General features: G+C 69.6%; 18 protein-coding genes. 11 read left to right on the top strand and 7 right to left on the bottom strand.

The genetic code is table 11. From position 1 onward, the window contains the following. Positions 1-10: 10 nt before the first annotated feature. Positions 11-721, bottom strand: a complete 711-nt coding sequence (locus tag LRF89_RS01645) for an arginyltransferase (protein ID WP_238636490.1) — start codon at positions 719-721, stop codon at positions 11-13. Then, the gene (gene aat / locus LRF89_RS01640) at positions 718-1,461 is read right to left on the bottom strand and encodes a leucyl/phenylalanyl-tRNA--protein transferase (protein ID WP_201241951.1); all 744 of its coding nucleotides are present in this window, start codon (positions 1,459-1,461) and stop codon (positions 718-720) included. Before aat ends, LRF89_RS01645 begins: the two co-directional genes overlap by 4 nt. Before the next feature lie 54 nt (positions 1,462-1,515). Between aat and LRF89_RS01635 the strand changes: the two genes are divergently transcribed. The 4 genes from LRF89_RS01635 to serS all read left to right on the top strand — a co-directional run bounded on the left by LRF89_RS01635 (position 1,516) and on the right by serS (position 7,421). Beyond that, entirely contained in the window at positions 1,516-4,086 is a 2,571-nt protein-coding gene (locus tag LRF89_RS01635) for a DNA translocase FtsK (protein WP_238636488.1), read from the top strand. Between the two features lie 49 nt (positions 4,087-4,135). Beyond that, on the top strand, positions 4,136-4,771 hold the full coding sequence (lolA, locus tag LRF89_RS01630) for an outer membrane lipoprotein chaperone LolA (protein WP_201170470.1): 636 nt from the start codon (positions 4,136-4,138) through the stop codon (positions 4,769-4,771). Next, positions 4,768-6,051, top strand: a complete 1,284-nt coding sequence (locus tag LRF89_RS01625) for a replication-associated recombination protein A (RefSeq protein ID WP_274522059.1) — start codon at positions 4,768-4,770, stop codon at positions 6,049-6,051. The genes lolA and LRF89_RS01625 overlap by 4 nt, the downstream gene beginning before the upstream one ends. A gap of 92 nt (positions 6,052-6,143) precedes the next feature. Beyond that, the gene (gene serS, locus LRF89_RS01620; protein WP_201241950.1) at positions 6,144-7,421 is read left to right on the top strand and encodes a serine--tRNA ligase; all 1,278 of its coding nucleotides are present in this window, start codon (positions 6,144-6,146) and stop codon (positions 7,419-7,421) included. A gap of 140 nt (positions 7,422-7,561) precedes the next feature. Here serS and LRF89_RS01615 read toward each other — a convergent pair whose 3' ends face one another. Next, a complete protein-coding gene (locus LRF89_RS01615) occupies positions 7,562-8,242 on the bottom strand; it encodes a Bax inhibitor-1/YccA family protein (RefSeq protein ID WP_238634630.1) in 681 nt (226 codons plus the stop codon). A gap of 212 nt (positions 8,243-8,454) precedes the next feature. Between LRF89_RS01615 and thrH the strand changes: the two genes are divergently transcribed. The 4 genes from thrH to LRF89_RS01595 are packed head-to-tail and all read left to right on the top strand — an operon-like array spanning position 8,455 to position 15,671. Next, entirely contained in the window at positions 8,455-9,063 is a 609-nt protein-coding gene (gene thrH, locus LRF89_RS01610) for a bifunctional phosphoserine phosphatase/homoserine phosphotransferase ThrH (protein ID WP_201170466.1), read from the top strand. A gap of 33 nt (positions 9,064-9,096) precedes the next feature. Continuing rightward, entirely contained in the window at positions 9,097-9,633 is a 537-nt protein-coding gene (locus tag LRF89_RS01605) for a metallophosphoesterase family protein (protein ID WP_238634638.1), read from the top strand. Between the two features lie 9 nt (positions 9,634-9,642). After that, positions 9,643-13,578: an ATP-dependent RNA helicase HrpA gene (gene hrpA, locus LRF89_RS01600; protein ID WP_238636486.1), complete on the top strand. Its 3,936-nt coding sequence runs from the start codon at positions 9,643-9,645 to the stop codon at positions 13,576-13,578. Then, entirely contained in the window at positions 13,575-15,671 is a 2,097-nt protein-coding gene (locus LRF89_RS01595) for a GNAT family N-acetyltransferase (RefSeq protein WP_201170459.1), read from the top strand. Before hrpA ends, LRF89_RS01595 begins: the two co-directional genes overlap by 4 nt. Here the strand turns inward: LRF89_RS01595 and LRF89_RS01590 are convergent. Then, the gene (locus tag LRF89_RS01590; protein ID WP_201241948.1) at positions 15,657-16,934 is read right to left on the bottom strand and encodes a hypothetical protein; all 1,278 of its coding nucleotides are present in this window, start codon (positions 16,932-16,934) and stop codon (positions 15,657-15,659) included. The two genes, LRF89_RS01595 and LRF89_RS01590, sit on opposite strands and share 15 nt — an antisense overlap. Before the next feature lie 126 nt (positions 16,935-17,060). Here LRF89_RS01590 and LRF89_RS01585 point away from each other — a divergent pair, with 126 nt between their 5' ends. From LRF89_RS01585 to LRF89_RS01575, 3 genes are all read left to right on the top strand, one after another. Then, positions 17,061-17,624 (top strand): hypothetical protein, encoded by a 564-nt coding sequence (locus LRF89_RS01585; protein ID WP_201170453.1) that lies wholly within the window; start codon positions 17,061-17,063, stop codon positions 17,622-17,624. Between the two features lie 21 nt (positions 17,625-17,645). Continuing rightward, positions 17,646-19,220, top strand: coding sequence for a BCCT family transporter (locus tag LRF89_RS01580; protein WP_201170451.1), 1,575 nt, complete (start codon positions 17,646-17,648; stop codon positions 19,218-19,220). Between the two features lie 82 nt (positions 19,221-19,302). After that, a complete protein-coding gene (locus LRF89_RS01575) occupies positions 19,303-20,385 on the top strand; it encodes an SO_0444 family Cu/Zn efflux transporter (protein WP_238636485.1) in 1,083 nt (360 codons plus the stop codon). 67 nt (positions 20,386-20,452) lie between these two features. Here LRF89_RS01575 and LRF89_RS01570 read toward each other — a convergent pair whose 3' ends face one another. From LRF89_RS01570 to LRF89_RS01560, 3 genes are all read right to left on the bottom strand, one after another. Beyond that, positions 20,453-21,250 carry a response regulator transcription factor gene (locus tag LRF89_RS01570; RefSeq protein WP_201170447.1) on the bottom strand — a complete coding sequence of 266 codons (798 nt, stop codon included), beginning with the start codon at positions 21,248-21,250 and terminating at the stop codon, positions 20,453-20,455. Between the two features lie 60 nt (positions 21,251-21,310). Continuing rightward, on the bottom strand, positions 21,311-21,853 hold the full coding sequence (msrA, locus tag LRF89_RS01565) for a peptide-methionine (S)-S-oxide reductase MsrA (RefSeq protein ID WP_238633238.1): 543 nt from the start codon (positions 21,851-21,853) through the stop codon (positions 21,311-21,313). 72 nt (positions 21,854-21,925) lie between these two features. Then, positions 21,926-23,263, bottom strand: a complete 1,338-nt coding sequence (locus LRF89_RS01560) for an OmpP1/FadL family transporter (RefSeq protein WP_238636484.1) — start codon at positions 23,261-23,263, stop codon at positions 21,926-21,928. Between the last annotated feature and the right edge of the window lie 174 nt (positions 23,264-23,437).

The following is a 23,437-nucleotide window of genomic DNA, read 5'->3' as shown; positions in this document are numbered from 1 at the left end:
GGTGCGCCGTCTATGCGCCGGCGAGCCACCGGCGTCCGTCAAACACCTCGTGGGGACGGAACGTGGCCTTGTAGGCCATGGTCGGGGCGTCCGCAATCCAGTACCCGAGGTATACGTGCTGTGCGCCCAGCCGGCGTGCCTCCGAGAGTTGCCAGAGCACGGCCAGGTTGCCCAGGCCGCGGTGCTCGGCCTCGGGGGCGTAGAAGGTATAGACGGCGGACAGGGCGCCGGGGAGCACGTCGGTGACGGCCACACCGAGCAGGGGGCCACGCTCCGTGCTGCGCAGCTCATAGAAGACGGTGGTGCACCAGGGGGCTGTCAGGAACCCTTCGGCCTCCGCGCGGTCGGGGTCGGCCATGCTGCTATGGGGATGCCGATGGTCGATGTAGCGCCGGTAGAGCGCCAGCTGTTCGTCGGTGAGAACCGGCGGGCAGGCCGCGACGTGCAGGTCGGCGTTGTCGCGCCGGCAACGGCGGTGGCGGCGCCGAGCGCGGAAACGGGCCACCGGGATGCGCAGCGACTGACACGCCGCGCAGCCGGGGCACCGCGGCCGGTAGATGTAGGGTCCGCTGCGCCGGAACCCCTGCTCGAGCAGCAGCTGATAGCGCCGATCATCCAGCGCCAATTGCGGCGAGAGGAACTCGAGTCGCGCCGTTCGCCCGGAGACGTAGGCGCACTCATGGCAATCGGTGCGCAGCAGGGTGACGCGGCTGCGGGTCACGACCCCTCCCGGCTGCGGTGCTCGGTGGCGGGGTCGAGGTCGTTATCCAGGCGCCATGGTGAGTCGCGATGGGAGGCCTGCAGTGCCCGGTCCAGGCGCGCCAGGTATTCGCTGCGAGGGATCTGGCGGACGCCCAGTCGGGCCAGGTGGGGGTTGCTCATCTGGCAGTCGAAGAGCTGAAAGCCCCAGCGCCAGAGCTGCGCGGTCAGCCAGGTCAGACCCACCTTTGAGGCGTCTTCCATGCGACTGAACATGGACTCCCCGAAGAAGGCCCCGTTCAGGGCCACGCCGTAGACCCCGCCGACCAGCTCCTCCTCCAGCCAGACCTCGGCGGAGTGCGCGCAACCGAGGTGGTGGAGTTCCGTGTAGGCGGCGATCATCTCGCGGGTGATCCAGGTGCCGTCCTGGTCGGGGCGTGGGGCGGCGCAGCCGGCCATCACGGCTTCGAATTCGGTGTCCAGGGTGACCGTCATGCGGGTCTGGTTGAGCCGTCGGCGCAGGCTGCGGCTGACGTGGAAGTCCCCCGGCAGGAAGATCCCGCGGGGGTCAGGGCTCCACCAGAGGATGGGCTGCCCCTCGCCGTACCACGGGAAGATCCCATTGCGGTAGGCGGCCATGAGGCGCTCGGCGGAAAGATCCCCTCCGACGGCGAGCAGGCCGTTGGGGTCGGCCAGGGCCTGGTCCGCCGAGGGGAACGGCTCGTCCGGGGTGTGTTCGTTGAGCCAGCGTAGCCGCCGCATGGATGAAGCCGCTCTCTTTTGCTCGGGGCAAGTGGGCCTTGAGGGCACCGGAGCATGATACCGCCTGCTCACGCCGTCGTGCAGGCATCGCCGGGGCGACTTGCCGCTGCCGCGGTGGTCACTGACAATGGTGGATTGATTCCTGCAAAGGATACGAGATCCGTGGCGGAGCCGGAAGAACAACACGGGGACGAGCCGTTCCTCGGTCATCAGCTGCAGCGCCGCCTGCGCGAGGCAACCATGGTGCTGCTCGCGGGCGTGGCCGCCTTCATGCTTCTGGCTCTGTGGAGTTACGACGCCGACGATCCGAGCTGGAGCCGGGTCAGCGCCGTCGCCGAAGTGGAGAACTTCGGCGGCATTGCCGGCGCCTGGTTTGCCGATATCGCCCTGGTGCTTTTTGGCTACCTGGCTTATCTGGTGCCGTTGTTTATGGGCTGGGCCGCCTATCGGGTGTTTCGGATGCTCGACGAGCCCGGGTTCGATCCGCTGGCGCTGGCGGTCCGCTCGGTGGGGCTGGTGCTCGCGCTTCTGGCGGGCGCCGCGCTGGCAAGCCTGCACCTGGAGGGTGAGGCGCTGCCGCTCGGCGCGGGTGGGCTGCTCGGGGAGCTGAGCGCCGGTGAGCTCGAGAGCTGGCTGGGCTTCGTCGGGGCGTCGCTGATGGCCGGCGCGCTGTTTCTGGCGGCGCTGACCCTGGCCACGGGGTTTTCGTGGCTGGCGCTGGCCGAACGCGTCGGACGCTGGACGCTGGAGTTGTTCGGGAGATTGCGTGCCTTGCTCGGGCGGATGCTCGTCGGCGGTGTGGTCGGGGGCGTGCGGGCCGCACGGGGGCGGCTGGAGCGGCGGCGCCAGTCGCGTGAGGAGCAGGGAACGGCCCGGGCCGAGCCCCCGCGGATCGCGCCACCGGCGCAGCAGGAGGCGGGTGGCGGCAAAGTGCGCAAGGCGATCCAGTTGCTGCCCCGGGCCCGTGCCGGGGATCCGCCGGAGCAGGTCATTGAGGAGCCGCCGGCCCAGCGCGAACCCTCCTCTGCCGCAGAGAAGCCGCGCCGGCAACGCAAGAGCGAGCGCAGCAAGCGCAGCGGACCCGCCGCAGGCGGCTCGCCGGTGCCGCCGGTGGATTTGCTCGACCAGCCGCCGGCGGGCAAGGGCGGTTACAGCCGCGAGGTGCTGGCGACCATGTCGCAGCAGGTCGAGGAGCGGCTGCGCGATTTCGGCGTCGAGGTCCAGGTCGAGACCGTTCAGCCGGGGCCGGTCATTACGCGCTTCGAGGTCTTGCCCGCCGCGGGCGTCAAGGTCAGCCAGATCTCTAACCTGGCCAAGGATCTGGCCCGCGCCATGTCGGTGCGCTCGGTCCGCGTGGTGGAGGTCATCCCCGGCAAGTCCACGGTGGGGCTGGAGATCCCCAATGAGCAGCGCGACGTGATCGCGCTCTCGGAGATCATCCGTTCCCAGGAGTACGCACGCATGAAGTCGGCGCTGACCGTGGCGCTGGGCAAGGATATCGGGGGCAATCCGGTCACCGCCGACCTGGCCAAGATGCCCCACCTGCTCGTGGCCGGTACGACCGGCTCCGGCAAGTCGGTGGGGATCAACGCCATGATCCTCTCGCTGCTCTACCGCAACACCCCCGAGCAGACCCGGCTGATCATGGTCGATCCCAAGATGCTGGAGCTGTCGGTCTACGACGGGATCCCGCATCTGCTCGCCCCGGTGGTCACCGACATGAACGACGCCGCCAACGCCCTGCGCTGGTGCGTGGCCGAAATGGAGCGGCGCTACCGCCTGATGGCGGCGCTCGGCGTGCGCAACGTCACCGGCTTCAACGACAAGGTGCGCGCGGCCCGCGAGGCCGGCGAGCCGCTGCTCGACCCGTTGTTTGATGCCGCCGACCCCAACGAACAGACCTTGGACGGCGAGACCCCGCAGGCCCCGGAGCTGGAGGAGCTGCCCTTCATCGTGGTGGTGGTCGACGAGCTGGCCGACATGATGATGATTGTCGGCAAGAAGGTTGAAGAGCTCATCGCTAGGCTGGCGCAAAAGGCCCGGGCGGCGGGGATCCATCTCATCCTAGCGACCCAGCGCCCCTCGGTGGACGTCATCACCGGGCTGATCAAGGCGAACATCCCCACGCGGATCGGCTACCAGGTCTCCTCGAAAGTGGATTCGCGTACGATCCTGGACCAGCAGGGCGCCGAGGCGCTGCTCGGCCACGGCGACATGCTCTACGTGCCGCCGGGCAGCGGCGTGCCGCAGCGCGTGCATGGCGCCTTCGTTTCTGACGCCGAGGTGCACCGTGTCGTCGAGCATCTCAAGGCGGTCGCCGAGCCGGAGTACGTCGACGAAGTGCTCCAGGATGCCAGCGAATCGGCCCCCATCCCGGGCCTGCCCGGCGAGGGCGGTAACGGGGGTGGTGGCGGCGGCAGCGAGAGCGATCCGCTCTATGACGATGCCGTGCGCATCGTCACCGAAACCCGGCGCGCCTCCATCTCCGGCGTGCAGCGGCGGCTGAAGATTGGTTACAACCGGGCTGCCCGGCTGGTCGAGGAGATGGAGGCCGCCGGGGTGGTCGGGCCGTTGCAGTCCAACGGCGGTCGCGAGGTCCTGGCGCCGCCGCCGCCGGATGCCTGAGCGTTTCCCACGACGTGCCCATGCACGCAACCCCGGAGGCAAAACGCCCATGACGCCCATCCAACGAACCGCAATCGCGCTCGCCCTGGTGCTGGCGCTCGCGCTGAACGCCGTGCAAGCCGGGCAGCTGGCGGCGCTGGAGGACTACTACCGCGATGTGGAGACGGTCCAGGGGGTGTTCAAGCAGTTCACTCTGGACGATCGCGGGCAGGTGATTGAGGAGTCCTCCGGTGACTTCGCCATCCACCGCCCGGATCGCTTTCACTGGTCCTACGCCGGCCCGTTCTCCCAAGAGATCATCGCTGACGGTGAGCGTCTCTGGGTCTACGACGTCGAGCTCGATCAGGTCACCGTGCGGGATCAGCGCGCCGTCCTGGGCAGTGCACCCGCGCAGCTGCTCTCCGGCGATTACGCTGATCTCGCGGAACTGTTCGAGTTGGCCGAGACCGAGGACTACGTCCGGCTCACTCCCCGCGACGGCGGCGAGGCCTTTGATGAGGCCCGGCTGGGTATGCGCGACGGGCACCCGAGTGCGCTGGAGATCGACGACGCCCTGGGGCAGGTGACCCGGGTCGAACTCGACGAGGTGCGCATCAACGAGTCCGTGGATGCCGACCGGTTCCGTTTCGACCCGCCGGAAGGGGTCGACGTCTACGAGACCGATCCGGACGAGGGGGTCCGTTGAGCGCACCTCCGAGTGCACCGCTGGCCGAGCGCATGCGCCCGCGCAGCATCGACGAGATGGCCGGGCAGGGGCATCTGCTCGATTCCGGTCGGGCGCTGGTGCAGAGCGTGGAGGCCGGGCGTCCCCACTCCATGATCCTGTGGGGGCCTCCAGGCAGTGGCAAGACGACGCTCGCCCGCCTGGTGGCCGAGCACGCCGAGGCCCGGTTCCTGACCCTCTCCGCGGTGACCGCCGGGGTGCGCGAGATCCGCGGTGCCATGGCCGAGGCCACGGATCTCTGGAAGACGGGTCGGCGCACGGTGCTTTTCGTCGACGAAGTGCACCGGTTCAACAAGGCGCAACAGGACGCCTTCCTGCCCTACGTGGAGGATGGCACGGTGGTCTTTATCGGGGCCACCACGGAAAACCCCTCCTTCGAGCTCAACAAGGCGCTGCTCTCGCGGGCGCGGGTCTACATGCTGCGGGCCCTGGACGATACGGCCCTGTCCGAGCTGCTCGAGCGGGCGTTGCGCGACCCGGAGCGCGGCCTGGGGGAGCGTCGGCTGCAGGCCACCGACGAGGCCCGGGCTCTGCTGCTGCGTGCCGCCGACGGCGACGCCCGGCGATTGCTCTCGGCCCTCGAGATTGCTGCGGACCTGGTCGATGCGCAAACCCTCGACGCCGATGCCGTGGCCGAGGCGGTCGCCGGCGGGGCACGGCGCTTCGACAAGGGGGGCGACGATTTCTACGATCAGATCTCGGCGCTGCACAAGTCGATCCGCGGTTCGGATCCGGACGCTGCGCTGTACTGGCTGGCGCGCATGCTCGATGGTGGCTGCGATCCGCTCTACATCGCCCGGCGGTTGATCCGGGTTGCCTCCGAGGACATCGGCAACGCCGACCCGCGGGCCCTGCAGGTGGCCCTGAACGCCGCCGAGGCGTACGAGCGTCTCGGTTCGCCGGAGGGGGACCTGGCCCTGGCCCATGCGGCCGCATTCCAGGCCTCGGTACCCAAGAGCAACCGCGTCTACACTGCCTGGCAGGCGGCCGAGCGGGACGTCCGCCGGTACGGCTCGCTGGAGGTGCCCATGCACTTGCGCAACGCCCCGACCGGGATCATGAAGGAGCAGGGTTTCGGCAGCGGTTACCGTTACGCCCACGATGAGCCGGAGGCCTTCGCCGCCGGCGTCGAGTACATGCCGGATGCGTTGGCCGGAACCCGGTACTACGAGCCCTCCGACCGCGGGCTGGAGCAGCGCATTGCCGAGCGCTTCCGGCGGTTGCGCACCCGGCAGGCGTAATGCGCGCCGCGCCGTGGCGCCGACCGCCCGGAAATCATTAGAATGCACGCCGCCATGGCGCCCGCCCCGGAACCAAGGAGCCTGCGACACCTATGATCGACCCCAAGCTGCTGCGTAACGATCCCGAAGGCATCGCCGCCAACCTGGCGCGGCGCGGATTCGAATTCGACGCCGCCGGCTACCGTGCGCTGGATGCCCGGCGGCGCGAGCTGCAGCAGGAGACGCAGACGCTGCAGAACCAGCGCAACGAGCGCTCCAAAGAGATCGGCGCGGCCAAGAAGCGCGGCGAGGACATCGAGCCGCTGAAAGCCGAGGTGGGCCGCATCGGCGAGCGCCTGAACGAAGCAGAGAACGCCCTGAGCGAGGTGCAGGAGCAGCTTGAGGCGCTCCATCTTGGCCTGCCCAACCTCCTCGACGACCAGGTTCCCGACGGTGAAGACGAAGCCGATAACCGCGAGCTCCGCCAGTGGGGTGGGATTCCGGCGCTGCCCTTCAAGCCGCGGGATCACGTCGATCTGGGCGAGCTGCTCGGCGGGATGGACTTCGAGGCGGCCGCGCGCATCGCCGGCAGCCGCTTCGTCACCCTCAGTGGGCCTCTGGCGCGGCTGCACCGCGCACTGACCCAGTTCATGCTCGATCTGCACACCAGCGAGCACGGTTACACCGAGGTTTACGTCCCGTACCTGGTCAATGCCCGGGCGCTGACCGGCACCGGGCAGCTGCCTAAGTTCGAGGCGGATCTCTTCCGCGTCGAGCACGACCCCGATTTCTACCTGGCGCCGACGGCCGAGGTGCCGGTGACCAACCTGGTCCAGGAGCGCATCGTCGAGGACCCGGATATGCCGCTGCGCTTCGTCTGTCACACGCCGTGCTTCCGCTCCGAGGCCGGCAGCTACGGCAAGGACACCCGCGGTATGATCCGCCAGCATCAGTTCGAGAAAGTCGAGCTGGTCCAGGTGGTGCGGCCCGGGGAGTCCTGGGATGCGCTGGAAGCGCTCACCGGCCACGCCGAGGCGGTGCTGCGCCGACTGGCGCTACCCTACCGGGTGGTGTCGCTGTGCAGCGGAGACATCGGCTTCTCGGCGGCGCGCACCTACGATCTGGAAGTGTGGCTGCCGGCGCAGGAGCGCTACCGGGAGATCTCCTCCTGCTCGAACTTCACCGACTTCCAGGCGCGGCGCCTGCAGGCGCGCTGGCGCAACCCCGAGACCGGCAAACCGGAGCCGGTGCACACACTCAACGGCTCTGGACTGGCCGTGGGGCGCTGCCTGGTGGCGATCCTGGAGAACTACCAGGAGGCCGATGGCCGGGTGAGTGTCCCCGAGGCACTGGTCCCGTACATGGGCGGGGTGCGCGTTCTGGGCGACTGAGAGCGCCCGGCCCCTGGATCCCGATCACCGGCGTGCGGCGGGATCTCCGGTCGCGGACGGGACGCGGCAGTATCGGGAGGAAGCCCCGCAAGGGGCGGGCCGGGCATTGCGCCCGGCCCGATACGCACGGATCCGGCGGGTTACTCGTTGGCCAGCCCGAGCAGGTGCAGCAGGCTGGTGAACAGGTTGTAGATGGCCACGTAGAGGGTGATGGTGGCCATGATGTAGTTGTCCTCACCGCCGTTGATCATCTCGCTAGTCTGGTAAAGGATCAGCCCGCTCATCAGGATCATGAACATCACGCTGACCGCCAGCGACAGGCCCGGCATCTGCAGGAAGTAGGCGGCCAGGGCGGCGACGAACGCGACCAGGATCCCGGCGAAGAGGAAGCCGCGCATGAAGCTGAAGTCGCGCCGGGTAGTCAGGGCGTAGGCCGACAGGCCCAGGAAGATCGCCGCCGTGCCACCGAAGGCCATCATCACGGTCTGACCGCCGTTGGGCAGGCCCAGGTAGAGGTTGATGATCGGCCCCAGGGTGTAGCCCATGAACCCGGTCAGGGCGAAGATCGACGCCAGCCCCCAGACGCTGTTGCGCAGGTACTGGGTCAGGAAAAGAAGACCGAAGAACCCGCCGAGGACGACGAAGATGTTCAGACGCGGTGCGTCGGTGAGCACGGCCGCGCCGGCCGTCACGGCGCTGAACGCCAGCGTCATGGCCAGCAGGATGTAAGTGTTGCGGATCAGCCGGTTGGTGGCCAGCGCCTGGGTGGCGGCACCGCCGGTTGCCGTCGCGACGCGACTATCGGAATAGCGCTCGGACATAGGGTCTGCCTCCTTGTTCGGTTCCGCGATCGTGGGCCGCAGCGTCTACGGCTAGCGCGCCCATTATCGACGTTCTGGCCGGTCGACGCTACATTGTCCCGCGGGTCGTGCCGTTTCGCTTGCACCCGGCATCCAATATGAATAGATTGGCCGCGCAATCGCGCCAACCGGGGCAAGTGTGCCCGGGAAACGCTCGCCAGGAGGACAATCGCTTGAACATCGTCTGTCTCGATCTCGAGGGCGTGCTGGTTCCGGAGATCTGGATCAACCTCGCCGACATCACCGGCATCGACGCCTTCCGCGCCACGACGCGGGACGTTCCGGACTACAACGAGCTGATGACCATGCGCCTGGCGGACATGGACCGGCACGGCCTGGGACTGGCCGACATCCAGTCCGTGGTGGCCCGGCTCGAGCCGCTGCCCGGGGCCCGCGAGTTCCTCGACGGGCTGCGCGCCGACTATCAGGTGATCATCCTCTCCGACACCTTCTACGAGTTTGCCCGTCCGCTGATGGCGCAGCTCGGCTGGCCGACGCTGTTCTGCCACAGCCTGGAGGTCAGCGAGGCGGGTCGGATTGCCGACTTCCACATCCGCCTCGAGGATCACAAGCGACAGGCCGTGGAGTCGCTGCGCAGCCTGAACTTCCGGGTAGCCGCCGCTGGCGACTCTTACAACGACACGCGGATGCTCGGCGCAGCGGACCAGGGGATCTTCTTCTGCCCACCAGCGGAGATCGCCGGGCAGTTCCCGCAGTTCCCGGTTACCCACGATTACGCCGCGCTGCGCCAGGCCCTAGACGAGGCCTTCGCGCGCGGCTGATTGCGACCGCCCTGCGTCAGGGAAGGGGTCCCCATGCGAGTAGGTATCATCGCCGATACCCACGGCTTCCTCGACCCACGCATCGCCGACCACATCGCCGAGTGTGACCTGGCGGTGCACGCCGGCGATGTGGGTGGGGCCGATGTGCTCTGTGCCATGCAGCCGCGCGAGGAGGTGGTGGCCGTACGCGGCAACGTCGACGGGCCAGAGACCTGGCCGGACCACGAGGCGCACATGCTCGAGAACCTGCCGGCGCACTCGGTCCTTGACCTGCCCGGCGGCGAGCTGGCGGTCATCCACGGCGATGGCTACGAGCCCGCCTCGCGCCGGCATGAGCGCCTGCGCGCGGCCTTCCCGCGGGTGCGGGCCATCGCCTGCGGGCACAGCCACCAGCTGAGCGTCGACGACACCACGCAGCCGTGGGTGCTCAACCCGGGGGCCGCGGGCCGTGTGCGGGTCAACGAGGGGCCGTCGATGCTCATCCTCGACTGCGAGGAAGATGGCTGGTCGGTGCAGGTGGTGCAGCTGCCGCCCCGCAAGTACCGGGCTATTACCGGCCACGAGGAGTAGCCGGCACTCGTGGGGGGCGTACCGCGCCAGCTCCGGGCGCTGCGTGAGCGCATTGAGGGGGCCTTCGGCCCGCAGCGCCCGATCCTGCGGCGCCGTCTGGCCGGGCTCGAACGGCGTGCCCGGCAGGGCAAACCCTTCGACCGCGGGGTGGCGCGCCTGGAGCAGGATCTGGCCGCCGCCGAGGCGGAGGTCGCCCGGCGCCGGGACGAGGCCGTGGCGCTTCGCTACGACCCCGACCTGCCGGTGGTCCAGCGCCGCGAGGAACTGCTCGAGGCCCTGCGCGATCACCAGGTCGTGGTGGTCTGTGGTGCCACGGGCTCGGGTAAATCCACCCAGCTGCCCAAGATGTGCCTGGAGCTTGGCCTGGGCAGCCGCGGACTGATCGGCCACACCCAGCCACGGCGCATCGCCGCCCGGGCGCTGGCCGAGCGCCTGGCCGAGGAGACGGATACCCGGATCGGGGAGACGGTGGGCTACAAGGTCCGTTTCACCGATCAGGTGGGTGAAGAGAGCCGGATCAAGCTGCTTACCGACGGGATGTTGCTCGCCGAGATCCAGTCCGACCGGCACCTGGACGCCTACGACACCCTGATCATCGACGAGGCCCACGAGCGCAGCCTCAACATCGACTTCATCCTCGGCTATCTCAAGCGCCTGCTGCCGCGCCGGCCGGACCTGAAGGTGATCGTCACCTCAGCGACCATCGATCCGGAGCGCTTCGCCGAGCATTTCGACGGCGCACCGGTGCGCGAGGTGTCCGGACGCACGTACCCGGTGGAGATCCGCTACCGGCCCTACGAGGAGCGCGAGGGGGTTGAGCAGCCCCAGGCGGTGACCGAGGCGGTGCATGAGCTCGCCCGTGAGGGCCCGGGCGACGTGCTGGTCTTTCTCTCCGGTGAGCGCGAGATCCGCGAGTGCGCCGAGGCCCTGCGCAAGCAGCCGCCCCGGGGCACCGAGATCCTGCCGCTCTACGCCCGGCTCTCCAGCGCCGAGCAGCAGCGGGTCTTCCATCCCGGCGCCGGCGGGCGAAGGGTGGTGCTCGCCACCAACGTGGCGGAGACCTCGCTGACCGTTCCCGGCATCCGCTACGTGGTGGATACCGGGCGGGCGCGGATCAGCCGCTACAGCCATCGAACCAAGGTCTCGCGGCTGCCGGTCGAGCCCATCGCCCAGGCCTCCGCAGACCAGCGCGCCGGTCGCTGCGGGCGCGAGGCGCCGGGGATCTGCATCCGTCTCTACAGCGAGGAGGATTACGCGAGTCGGCCCCGCTATACCGACCCGGAGATCCTGCGCACCAACCTCGCCGGGGTCATCCTGCAGATGAAGGCCATGGGCCTGGGCGATATCGAGCGCTTTCCGTTCGTCGAGCCCCCGGAGCGGCGCTACATCAACGACGCCCTGCGCCTGCTCTTCGAGCTCGAGGCCGTGGATGAGCGCCGGGAACTCACCGACCTGGGCCGGCGCCTGGCGCGCATCCCGGCGGATCCGCGCATCGGTCGCATGCTGCTCGCTGCCCGCGAGACGGGTGTGCAGCGCGAAGTCCTGATCATCGCCGCCGCGCTCTCCGTGCAGGATCCGCGTGAGCGGCCGATGGAGGCGCAGGAGGCCGCGGACCGGGCCCATGCGCGCTGGCACGATCCGAAGAGCGATTTCGCTGCCCTGCTGAGGCTGTGGGATGATTACCAGGCGCAGCGGCGCAGCCTGTCCCGGCGCAAGCTGACGCAGTGGTGCCGGGAGCACTTCCTGGCGCCACAGCGCATGCGTGAGTGGGCCGACATCCGCCGCCAGTTCGCGGAGATGCTCAAGGAGGCGGAGCGCCGCCGGTCCTCCGGCGACGAGGGCGGGCAGGGCGAGTCGGCGGGGCGGTCCGACGAGGCGGACTTCCCCTACGAGGCCGTCCACCGGGCCCTGCTCACCGGGCTGCTCAGCCAGGTGGCCACCCTGCACGAGGAGCGCACCTACCTCGGCGCGCGCGGCGTCAAGCTGCAGATCTTCCCCGGATCGGGGCTGGCGCGGCGTCGCCCCAAGTGGATCGTGGCCGCCGAGCTGATGGAAACCAGCCGGCTCTTCGCCCGCACGGTGGCCGAGATCCGCCCGGAGTGGGTCGAGCAGCTGGCCGGGCACCTGGTCTCGCGTAGCTACGGCGAGCCGCGCTGGGAGAAGCGGGCCGGGCGTGTGGTCACCGAGGAGCAGGTGAGTCTATTCGGGCTCACCCTGGTCTCGGGGCGCAAGGTCGACTACGGGCGGCTCGACCCGCAGGAGGCGCGGCGGCTGTTCCTGCGTGACGGCCTGGTCGCCGGCGAGATCCGTACCCGCGGCTCGTTCCTGGCCCACAACCAGGCCCTCGTCGACGATGTCGAGCGTCTCGAGGCCAAGGCCCGGCGGCGCGACGTCCTCGTCGATGAAGAGCAGCTGGTGGCCTTCTACGATGCCCGCATACCGGCGGAGATCCACGATGCCGCGGCCTTCGAGCGTTGGCGCCGGCGCGCCGAACGGGACGACCCGCAGTGCCTGTATATGACCCGCGAGGCGCTGATGCGCCGGGATACAGAGGAGATCTCCGTCGATCAGTACCCCGACCGAATGACCGTCGGCGGGGTGGAGCTGGCCCTGGAGTACCACCTGGAGCCGGGCAGCGAGCGTGACGGGGTCACCGCCGTGATCCCGGTGGCGGCGCTGAAACAGTTGCAGCCCGAGCCGTTCGAGTGGCTGGTGCCGGGACTGCTGCAGGAGAAGGTAACGGCCTTGATCCGCGGACTGCCCAAGGCCCTGCGCAAGCACTTCGTGCCGGCGCCGGATTTCGCCCGCGCCGTGCTGGAGGCGGTGCCCCACCGGGAGGGGGCGCTGACCGACGCGGTGGCCCGCCACCTGCAGCGGGTTACCGGGGTGGAGCTGCCGCCTGGCGCCTTTGAGGCCGTGGAGCTGCCGGAGCACCTGCGCATGGCCTTCCGCGTGGTAGACCGCGAGGGCCGCACCCTGGAGGAGGGTCGCGATCTGCTTGCGCTCCAGTCCGGGCTGAGCGAGGCGGCCAGCGAGGAGTTTGCCGCCACGGGCGGCGGCAGCGGCTCTGGCCCCGGCACCGAGTGGCACCGCGAGGGCATCACCGCCTGGGATTTCGGGCCGCTGCCCGAATCGGTGGTGCTGGAGGAGGGCGGTGTCCGCTTCCAGGGCTACCCGGCGCTCCGGGATGAAGGGGACTCCGTCACCCGGCTGCTGCTCGATGCTGCCGAGCCTGCTGTGGCACAGACCCACGCCGGGGTGCGGCGGCTGTTCATGCTGGCCCTGCCGCAGCAGGTGCGCGCGCTGCGTAAGCTCGATGAGCTCAAGGCCCTGCGGCTCAAATACCGCGGCCTGGGCAGCGATGATCAGCTGCGTGAGGCCCTGCTGCGGGCGGTCTTCGACCGCTGCTTCCTCGCCGACGGGCTGCCGCGGGATGCCGCGACCTTCGAGGCCCGCCTCGCCGCCGGGCGCGGCGAGCTGGTCTCCTGCGCCCAGGGCCTGTGTGCCGCCCTGGATGACGTACTGACCCGCTACCAGTCGCTGCGCCAGGCGCTGAAAAAGCTCAACAGTCCCGCCCTGCTGGAGAGCCTGCGGGACATCGACGAGCACCTGAACAGCCTGGTTTTCCCCGGCTTCCTGGAAGACCTGCCGCCGCAGCGATTCGGCGAGCTGCCGCGTTACCTGCGGGGGCTCGAACGCCGGGTGGAGAAGCTGAGACTTGACCCGGCCAAGGATCGAGCGCCGCTGCGCACCATCCGCCCCTGGCACGAGCGGGTGCATCAACGCCTGGCGGCGCGGGCCGAGCGCGGCGTTCCGGATCCGGCACTGGAGCAACTGCGCTGGATGCTCGAGGAGTACCGCATCTCGCTCTTCGCCCAGGACGTCGGTGCCCGGGAGAAGGTCTCGGAGAAACGCCTCCAGGAGCTCTGGCGGGAGGTGGCGTGAGCCGCCGCACGGTGGTTCTCGCTGGGCCGCCGCACTGGGGGCGCGATACGGCGGCGCGACAGCTCCCCGCCGACGCCCGGATCTGCTGGATCGGCGAGCCGCCGGCGGAGGGGTTGCCCGATCGGGTGGAGCGGCTGGTGGCACGGGACTTCCGGCGCGTGCTCGGGCGCACCGTGGATCTCTTGGTCTACGACGCGCACGCCGGTGTCGATGCAGATGCCCTCGGTGCCGCGGTCGGATCATTGCGCGGGGGCGGCGTGCTGGTCATGCTCACGCCGGCCTGGGGGCAGTGGCCGAGCGCTCCGGATCCGCTGCTCGGTCGGCTGATCCCTGCCGGGCACCGGCGGGAGGAGGTCGGCACTCGCTTCCTCCGGCGCCTGATGGTCGGGCTGGAGCAGTCTTCGAGCGTCGCCTGCCTGACCCCGGCGCAACCGCCCCCCGACCTCGAGCCGGCGCCGCCGCCGGTGCCCCATGGTGACCACCCCTACGGTTGCCGAAGCGCCGATCAACAGCGCGCCGTGGAGGCGGTGATGCGGGTGGTCGACGGTCACCGCCGCCGCCCGGCGGTGCTAACCGCCGATCGTGGTCGCGGCAAGTCCGCCGCGCTGGGCATTGCGGTGGGTGAGCTCCTGCTTCAACGCCGGGTGCAGCGGGTGGTGATCACCGCGCCGACGATCCACGCCGCCGACGGTCTGTTCGAGCACGCCGCCGAGCGCTGCGGCGGCGTGCGGGTCGAGCGCCGCCGCCTGTGCTGTGCCGGTGCCGAGGTCGTCTACCGCGAGCCCGAGGCACTGATCGACCGTCCGGAAACCGGCGATCTGCTGCTGGTGGACGAGGCCGCGGGGCTGCCGGTGGATCTGCTTCGGCGTCTACTCGAGCACGCCTCGCGCATCGCCTTCGCGAGCACGGTGCACGGCTACGAGGGCAGTGGGCGTGGCTTCGACCTGCGCTTTCGAGGCGTGCTCGATGCCGAGGCCCCCGGATGGCGGGCAGTCCGGCTGGAGACGCCGATCCGCTGGGAGCTCGACGATCCCCTGGAGGCGTGGCTGGGGCGCGTGCTCTGCCTCGACGCCGAGCCGGCCGAACTCGGGGACACCGCAGAGGCCCCGGCAGCGCGGATCGTGCCGGTCAGCCAGGAGGCTTTGGCGCAGGATGAGCAGCGGCTGCGCCAGGCCTTTGGGCTGCTGGTGGCGGCCCACTACCGGACGCGACCCTTCGACCTCCACCAGCTCCTCGATGGCCCGCGGCGGCACCTGTTCTTGGCCGAGGAGGCAGGTGCCGTGGTCGGCGTGGCGGTGGCTGCCGAGGAGGGCGGGCTTGATCCGGCAACGGCCCACGAGGTGTGGGCCGAGCGGCGTCGGCCCCATGGCCACCTGCTGCCCCAGGCCCTGGCCACCCACGCCGGCATCGAGGCGGCACCCACCGGCCGCGCCCTGCGCATCCAGCGCATCGCCGTTCACCCCCGGCGACGGGGGCGTGGGCTGGGCGCCGCGCTGGTCGATGCCGTGACCGAGCGTGGCCGCAGGAACGGCTGTGCCCTTGTCGGCACCAGCTTCGGCGCTACGCCGGGGCTGATCCACTTCTGGCGGGCCTGTGGCTTGCACGCCGTGGCGGTGGGGGCCCGGCGGGATGCGGCCAGTGGCGAACACTCGGCGCTGATGGCCCGGGGCCTCGATGCGAAAGGTGCCGCGTGGGTGGAGCAGGCCGGCTTTCGGCTCGGTGCCGGGGCCTCGGCGCTTCTGGCCGAGCCGCTGGCGCGCATGGATCCGCAGGTCGCCCTGGCTGTGGTCCGCGCTGCGCAGGGCGCCGAGCCGCCGGCGCCGAGCGACTGGCAGCGGCGGGAGCTGGCCGGCTTCGCCCACAGCCTGCGCGGGTACGCTGCGGCGCTGCCGGCGTTGCGTGTCCTGGCCGAGGCGGTGCTGATCGATTCGGACCGGTCGCGCGGGCGCATGTCGCACTGTGAGGCGGCTTTCATCGGCAAGGTTCTGCAGCACCGACCCTGGGTGGACGCCGCGCAGCGGCTCGGCGTCTCGGGGCGTCGTCCGACTTTGGCCGCCCTGCGCCAGGCGGTGGCCGATTCACTCCCGGAATGACCGGCCCAGGGCCTCCATCCGCGCGCGCTGTTCAAACTGCTCCTGACGCTCGACCTCCTCGGGATCATCCGGGCTCGCCGGGCAGCGGCCGGGGTGGACCAGGGTCAGCCGGCTCAGGCACTCCTCGTAGAGCTCCGGAGTCTCGTAGTGGCACTGGCCGCAGTCCGGCATGTGCTGGGTCAGGGTCTCGTTGCCCTCATTGAGGGCGATCCGCACCGAGGCGTCGTTCTTGCAAATGTGGTCGTGATCGGTGACCACCACCTCGCCGTTGCCCTCGGGGATCGGCGTCAGGCAGCGGTCGCACAGCTCGCGCGTGCGGCGCTGGACCTCCTCGACGATGTGCGGATGCCGCGGGGCGAGCAGGTTGAAGCGCTCCCAGCTCTCGCGGTCGTGCTGGCGCCGGCCGCGTTCGGCCGTGGTCTCGCTGCGCACCGGGACGTGGTGGCGCGGGTCGCCCTCGCTGGCGGCGCGAGCGGCTTCGCGGGCTTCGCGTCGGCGCCGCTCCGAGCGCGCCGCTAGATCGAACTTCTTGACCGCTTCCGCCAGGTGGATGTCCTTGCCTTCGACGATGTACGGCCGCAGCTCCGAGCCGCTGTCGGCGGCGTAGCCCTGAGGGGTACCGTGGCCGGGCAACGGGGCCCAGAGGATGGGCCGGCCGGCGAAGGCGGCGGCGGTCTCGCAGGCCCGCTGCACCGCGTTGGGGTTGACCCCGCGGCCGCCCTCCAGATGCAGGTGCTCCCGGGGGAGGGCGTAGATGACGTAGCGCTGCGACTCCATGGAGGAGTCGATGAGCAGGCTGGCATGGTGGCCTTCGGCGGAGCGCTGGTCGGTGGTGACCTCAAGCTCGGGGAGGCACTGCTGGATGCTCTCGGCCAAGGCAGCCGAGAGCTCGGGATAGGGGCCGCCCCGGGCGGCGATCTGGCGGCGGCGCTGCTCTTGCTCGCGCAGCTCTCGGTGACGACGCCAGGCCGGGATGAGCTTGCTCAGTGCCGCGGCGAAGCACAGCAGCCCGAGGAACAGAAAGACGGGTGCCAGCGCGCTGAGGGTTTCGTAGACTGCCCGGGGAAGATCCGGCGACGGGCGGCTGACCAGGCCAGGCAGCAGGCTGATGATGAAAAAGATGGCCGCGCCACGCTGCCAGTACTTCACATCCCGGGCCACGGCGGCGCTGAAGCCTTCTGCCTGGCGCTCGTAGGAGGCGGCCACCGCCCAGATGAGCAGTGCCAGCACGACCGCCACGATGCTGATGCCGGTTACAACCATGGAGCCGATCATAGAGCGGGCGTCGGGTGTCGGCAATGCACCGCCGGCCGGTGGGGTAACGGTGTGGGTTGGGCGGGCGACGGTGTTTGCAGTACCATCATCGGGTTATCACATCACGGAGGCACCATGAGCGAACCGGAGCAGACGCCGGAGACCGAAGAGCACGTCGACCCGCAGTCGCTGGGCGTCGATGAGATCGTCGAGCAGATGCGCATCGTGCGGGTGCGCTACACCCTGGCCGACACCTCGGCCTACGTGCGCTACCTGCCGCGTTTCAACCCGCAGCCGGAGGATCTGACCGTCCACGTGGACCCCTTCGCCGAGCACCACGAGGGCGCCGAGATCACCGGCGAGTTCCGCCTCCCCGAGCTTGTCAACGAACTCATCCACGCCTACATCCGGGTCCACGTCTTCGCGAGCCGCGAGCAGCGCAACTACTTCGTCGGTGGCTTCGACGACGCGCTCACCCAGCTCGACTTTGTCGGCGGCGGTTTCGGCTTCAACCGCCTGTGGATCACCGTGGGCACGACGAACATCGGCATGCCGGTGTGCATCTACCTCGGGCAGCGTACCGCCGTCAATCGCCAGCCCACCGTCTCGTTGGTGGACCACCGGGAGAACCCCCGGGGCGATGTCGTCTACCGGGCCGTCGGTGGCTACGGGGACCACGTCGGTGAAGAGTACTTCTAAGGGCAGCCGGGGGAACAAGACGTGCGTGCACAGAGAGGCCCGCTGAAAGGGTTGAACGTCCCGCTGACCGGCACGGCCGCGCTGATCGTGATCGGGTTCCTGATCTTTGGCGCCTGGGATCCGGAGTACGCAGAGACAGTCTTCGAAGGGGTCAGCGGTTGGGTCCTCGATACCTTCAAGTGGTACTACATCGGGGTTGTCGCCTTCTTCCTGCTGTTTGCGCTGTTCCTGATGTTCAGCCGCTTCGGCGATCTCAAGCTCGGCGACGACGACCGTCCGCCGGAGTTCAGCTACTTCGCCTGGTTCTCCATGCTCTTCGGCGCCGGCATGGGCATCGGTCTGCTGTTCTGGAGCATCGCCGAGCCGGTCTGGCACTTCCAGGGCAACCCCTTTATCGACGAGGGGGAGACGGCCGCTGCGGCTGAGTCGGCCATGCGCCTGACTTACTTCCACTGGGGATTCCATCCCTGGGCGATCTACGCCATCGTGGCGCTGTCGCTGGCCTTCTTCTGCTACCGCAAGAAGCTGCCGCTGGCCATCCGCTCGGCGCTCTACCCGCTGATCGGCAACCGCATCTACGGGCCGCTGGGGCACGCGGCGGACGTGCTGGCCGTCTTCGGCACCATCTTTGGGGTGGCTACCTCGCTCGGGTTCGGTGCGATCCAGATCAATACGGGCCTGGACGAATTGTTCGGGATCGGGCTAAGCACCACGAATCAGCTGCTCATTGTCGCCGTGGTGACGCTCATCGCGGTCGGGTCGGTGGTCTCCGGGGTCGGGCGAGGGGTGAAGGTCCTCTCGCAGCTGAATCTGATCCTCAGCGCCGTGATCCTGCTCTTCTTCCTGACCCTGGGGCCGACGCTCTATCTGCTCTCGAGCTTTGTCCAGGGTATCGGTGACTACCTGCAGAACGTGGTCTACCTGAGCTTCTGGACGGACGCCAGCGGCGCCCGCGAGGCCGATGGGTGGCAGAAGTCCTGGACAGCCTTCTACTGGGGCTGGTGGATTGCCTGGGCGCCCTTCGTGGGCATGTTCATCGCCCGCATCTCGCGCGGCCGGACGATCCGGGAGTTCCTCGGTGGTGTGCTGCTGGTTCCGACGCTGCTTGCCCTGGCCTGGCTGACCGTCTTCGGCGGTACCGGGCTGTATCAGGAGCTCTTCGGTGCCGGCGGGCTGGTGGACGCCGTGGCGGAGGACGAGACCATCGCCCTCTACTACACCATCGAGGCCGTCGCCCCCGGGGTGATCGCCACCCTCTTCGCGGTGATCGCCACGGTCCTGATCGCCACCTACTTCATCACCTCGTCGGACTCGGCGACGCTGGTGGTGACCATGCTCCTGTCCGTGGGTAATACCGAGCCGCCGACGTACCAGCGTGCCTTTTGGGGTGTCGCTGAGGGGTGTGTGGCCGGTGTCCTGCTAATCGCCGGCGGATTGGCGGCGCTGCAGGCGGCGGCCATCGTCTCGGCGTTGCCGTTCTCGCTGCTGATGCTGCTGATGTGCTACGCCCTGATCCGCGGCCTGCAGGAGGAGAAGCGGCGCATGCAGCTCTCCTGGCAGCCGGGGCAGGGGCCGCCGGCGGCGCCGCACCTCTAGGGGGTGACCCGGACGCCCGCCGCGCGATGCGGCGGGCGTCTCCGGACATCCCGCGGCCTGCAAGCAACCGGCGGAGCGTCCGATGATCGCCACAGCCATCGAAGCCGGCACCAACATCCTCGACGTCACCGCAACGGTGGCGCCCTGGCTGCTCATCGGCCTGGCGCTGGGGGCGGTGGTCCAGGTGTTGATCCCGACCCACCGGCTCCGTCAGTGGCTGGGCGGTTCGGGGGTTGCGCCGGTGGCCCGTGCCGCGGTGATCGGAGCGCCGCTGCCGCTGTGCTCCTGCGGCGCCATCCCCACCGCGCTCTCCCTCCACCGCGGGGGGGCCTCGCGCGGGACCTCCACGGCCTTTCTGGTGGGCACGCCGGGGATCGGCATCGACTCGGTGGTGTTGACCTGGGTGCTGATGGGTCCGTTCATGGCGGTCTCACGGGTGGTGGGTGCCGTGGCTACGGCCATCGCCACCGGGCTGGCCGTGGGCCGGGTGCCGCCGGCCGTGCCGGCGACGGTCGGAGAGGCCGGCTGCGCGTCGGGGTGCACGGGGTCGACGGACCATGCCGAGTACGCCCCGGACCCCGGGCCGGTGCGCCACATGGGCCGGGTGATGCTCCGGCTCATCGATGACATTGGCACCTGGCTGATCATCGGCCTGATCCTCGCCGGGCTGATGATCACCTTCGTCCCGCCCGGTTCGCTGGCGGCCTGGGGCAGCGGGCTGCTGGCCATGGTTGTGCTGGCCCTGGTGGGGATCCCGCTGTACGTCTGTGCCACGGCGGCCACGCCGGTGGCCGCGGCGATGCTGATCGCCGGGGTGTCGCCGGGGGCGGTGCTGGTCTTTTTGATTGCCGGGCCGGTGACCAGCCTGGCCACGCTGCTGGTCCTGCGCCGGGAGCTGGGCACCCCGGCCGCAGGGGTCTATCTGGGCAGCATCGTCGTAGCGGCCCTGATGGTCGGACTGGTCGTCGATGGCGTGGTGGCCTTGGGCGGGCTCGAGCCGGCGGCCATGGCCGGTGCCGCCCGGGAGATCTGGCCGGAGTGGGTCGAGCGTGCCGCCGCCGGTGTCATGCTGACGTTGATCATTGTCCCGGCGCGCCGGGCGGTGCGCCGCGCCGGCCACTGGGCCTGGTCGGTTGCCCGGGGCGGGCGTCGGGTCCGGACCTGAGGGATACGCCCCTGGGGAGGCCTCGGCGGGCGTTGGAGCGGGGCGGCCCCCAGGAGGGTGGGTGCGCTCAGCTGAACAGGCGCAGCAGGGTCTGGCGCGCCGTCTCCGGCTCGAACGGCTTGTCGCAGATGGTGTCCACCCCGGCCTGGGTCACCCCGGCCAGGCTGGCGTGGTCGGGACGGGAGCTGATCATCAGGATGGGCAGGTGTAGGAACTGCGGCTGTTCGCGGACATAGCGGACCAGCTCGGCGCCGTCCATCTCCGGCATGTTGTAGTCGGTAACGATCAGATCGAAGCTCGAGCGGTGCAGTGCCTCCACCGCCTCGCGCCCGTTGGCGGCCTCGACGAAGTGCTCCGCCCCGAGGGTCTCGAAGACCCGGCGCAGGTAGCTGCGCGCCATGCGGCTGTCGTCCACCAGCAAAAAGCGCAGGGTGGTGATGTCCACGTGGTCGAGTTCGAGCTCCTGCTCGCTGAGCAGGTCCACGCTGGCGCGCACCGCCCGGTCCAGATCATCGGCGGTGAACGGCTTGGGCAGGATGGCCATGACCCCGGACTGGCGCAGGGTCTCCAGCTGCCCGCGGTCGCGCACGCTGGAGACCAGCATGAAGGGCTGGTCGGCGGTGGCCGGCTCGTCGCGGAGTTCGAGCAGGAAGTCCTCGGCGGTCCCGTCGGGCAGGTACATGGCGCTGACCACCAGATCGGGCCGCATGGCCCGGAACCGCTCGCGGGCGTCGGCCAGCGTGCCGGCCTCCTCCAGGTGGTGGATGCCGGCCTCGCGCAGGCTTTCGGCGAGGATCCGCCGCTGCACGTCGGAGGGCTCCACCAGCAGGACGGCGAGTTCGGAGACGGTGATGGTCGGGGTCATACCCTCGCTCCTTGCATGGATTCCGGCTGCCGGCAGTATGCCCCCGCACGATGACTGCGGCTAGTCCCGCTCGAAGCGCTCCGGGTAGCGTTCCCGGGCGCGGGCGATCTTCGGCGCGATCATGGCCCGGCAGTAGGGGGCCTGCGGGGCGCCGTCGTAGTAGCGCTGGTGCTCCGGCTCGGCAGGGTAGAAGGCGTAGAGTGGCTCGACCTCGGTGACCACCGGGCCGGTCAGGGCGCCGGACTCATCCAGTTCGCGGATGAGCTCCACGGCGGTGCGCCGCTGCTCTTCGTCGGCGTAGAGGATGATGGAGCGGTACTGGCTGCCGACATCCGGCCCCTGGCGGTTGCGCTGGGTGGGGTCGTGGATGGTGAAGAAGACCTCGAGGAGCTCGCGGTAGCCGATCTGTTCGGGGTCGAAGCGCACCTGCACCACCTCGGCGTGGCCGGTGGTGCCGCTGCACACCTGGCGATAGGTCGGGTGCTCGGTCGCGCCGCCGGCGTAGCCGGAGACGGCCGCCTCGACCCCGTGCAGGCGCTGGAAGACCCCCTCGATGCACCAGAAACACCCGCCGCCGAAGGTCGCCGCCCGGGTCTCTGCCATGGTCCTGTCCCTCCGTTCTACGGTCGCCTTCGACAGTGTGGCATCCCGCGGCGGCGGGTGCGTAGCCGGCGCCTAGAAGCGCCAGTTGGCGGAGGCGGCGAAGATCTGCACGTTGGATTCGTACTCGCCGGTGACGCCGCCGAAATCGTCGGCTACCTCAATCTCAGCGTCATCCAGCCAGATGTAGGTGTAGCCGAAGTCGACGCTCAGTTGCTCGGCCGCCGCCGGGTACCAGCTGCCGCCCACCGCCAGCCAGGTGCGGTCCTCGTCGGGGATGCGCGGCGTGCGGTTGCTGTCGCCGGTGGGCGTCTGGTCGTAGGCCACCCCGGCGCGCAGGTCCCAGCGCTCGTTGAGGTCGAAGCGGGTGCCCAGGGAGAGCAGCCAGGTGTCGTCCCAGTCGTAGTCTTCGTAGGCTTGATCATCAGTAACTGCGTAGGAATCTCCCTGAGGAATTCCAACCATGCCTTCATCGAACTCGATGGCCAGCTCGTCGAAATCGCTCCACTGGGTCCAGGTGGCGTCGGCGAGCAGGGTCCACCGGCGGTCGAGCCGGTGGCTGACGCCCAGGTTGAGACTGGCCGGGATGTCCAGATCCGCCTCGCCGCCGGTCTCGTCCACCCGGTTGCCGTCATTATCCGCCAACTCGGCGTCGCCGGAGAGGGTGTGGCTCATGCCGTGGCGGTACGCGATACCGACTTGGGTGGCTTCGCTGACGGCGTAGTGGGCGCCCAGGTTGAGGCCGTACGACCAACTGTCACCCTCCACGGTCAGCTTTCCGTCGGTTTGAGGAGTGGGTGTTGGTACTGGGTCATTAGGGTCGGAGAAATCAGTCTGAGGTGCCATCGTTGACAGCGTCGCATCGGCGTACTGGGCCGACACCCCAAAGCCCACGGAGAGCCGCTCGTCCACCCGCCAGCCGAGCTGGGGGTTGATGTCGATGGTGACCAGGTCGGTGTTGACGGCGTCGTAGCGGCCCACCCAGTCCTCCGGATAGTCGGTCTCGAGACCGTAGGGGACGTTGATGCCGAGCCCGGCGCGCAGGTCCGGGGCTAGGTCGAAGCCGGCGTAGAAGACCGGGGCCAGGGCGCTCTCGCCACCACTGGCGCTCGCATCGGAGCCAAGCGCTCCGGCGGCCTGCGGGTCATCCGCCTCGAAATCGAAGGTCGGGTCGATGTAGCTGAGGACCAGTTCCGCCTCGGCACCGCGACCGGCGTGTACGCCGAGGGTGGCCGGGTTGAAGAAGGTGTGGCTGATGTCGTGGGCGTCGGCGCTGCGTCCGGCGAAGGCGCTGCCGAGCAGCGAGGCGCTCTGCTCCTGGAGCTGAAAGGCGGCCCCGTGGGCGCTGGTGGCGGCCCCGCCGAGGGCGAGCAGGCAGGGCGCGAGGTAGACGGCACGACGTGTCGGGTGCATGGTTTTCCTCCTGGCGCTGGGTGTTGTTGTGTCGTTATCAGCGGTGTCCCCGGGGCACCGCGGGTGCACTCGGTGGCGAGCCACGGCACAACGGTAGGCCGGTCTTTGCTGCGGGATCAATAGGTTGGCCGAGCGCGTTGTGTGCACCTGCAGCATCGCCTGGGAGCCAGGCGC

The sequence above is a fragment of the Halorhodospira sp. 9621 genome (genome assembly GCF_022228055.1).
GTDB lineage: Bacteria > Pseudomonadota > Gammaproteobacteria > Nitrococcales > Halorhodospiraceae > Halorhodospira > Halorhodospira halophila_A.
This window is presented reverse-complemented; position numbering and strand designations above follow the sequence as displayed.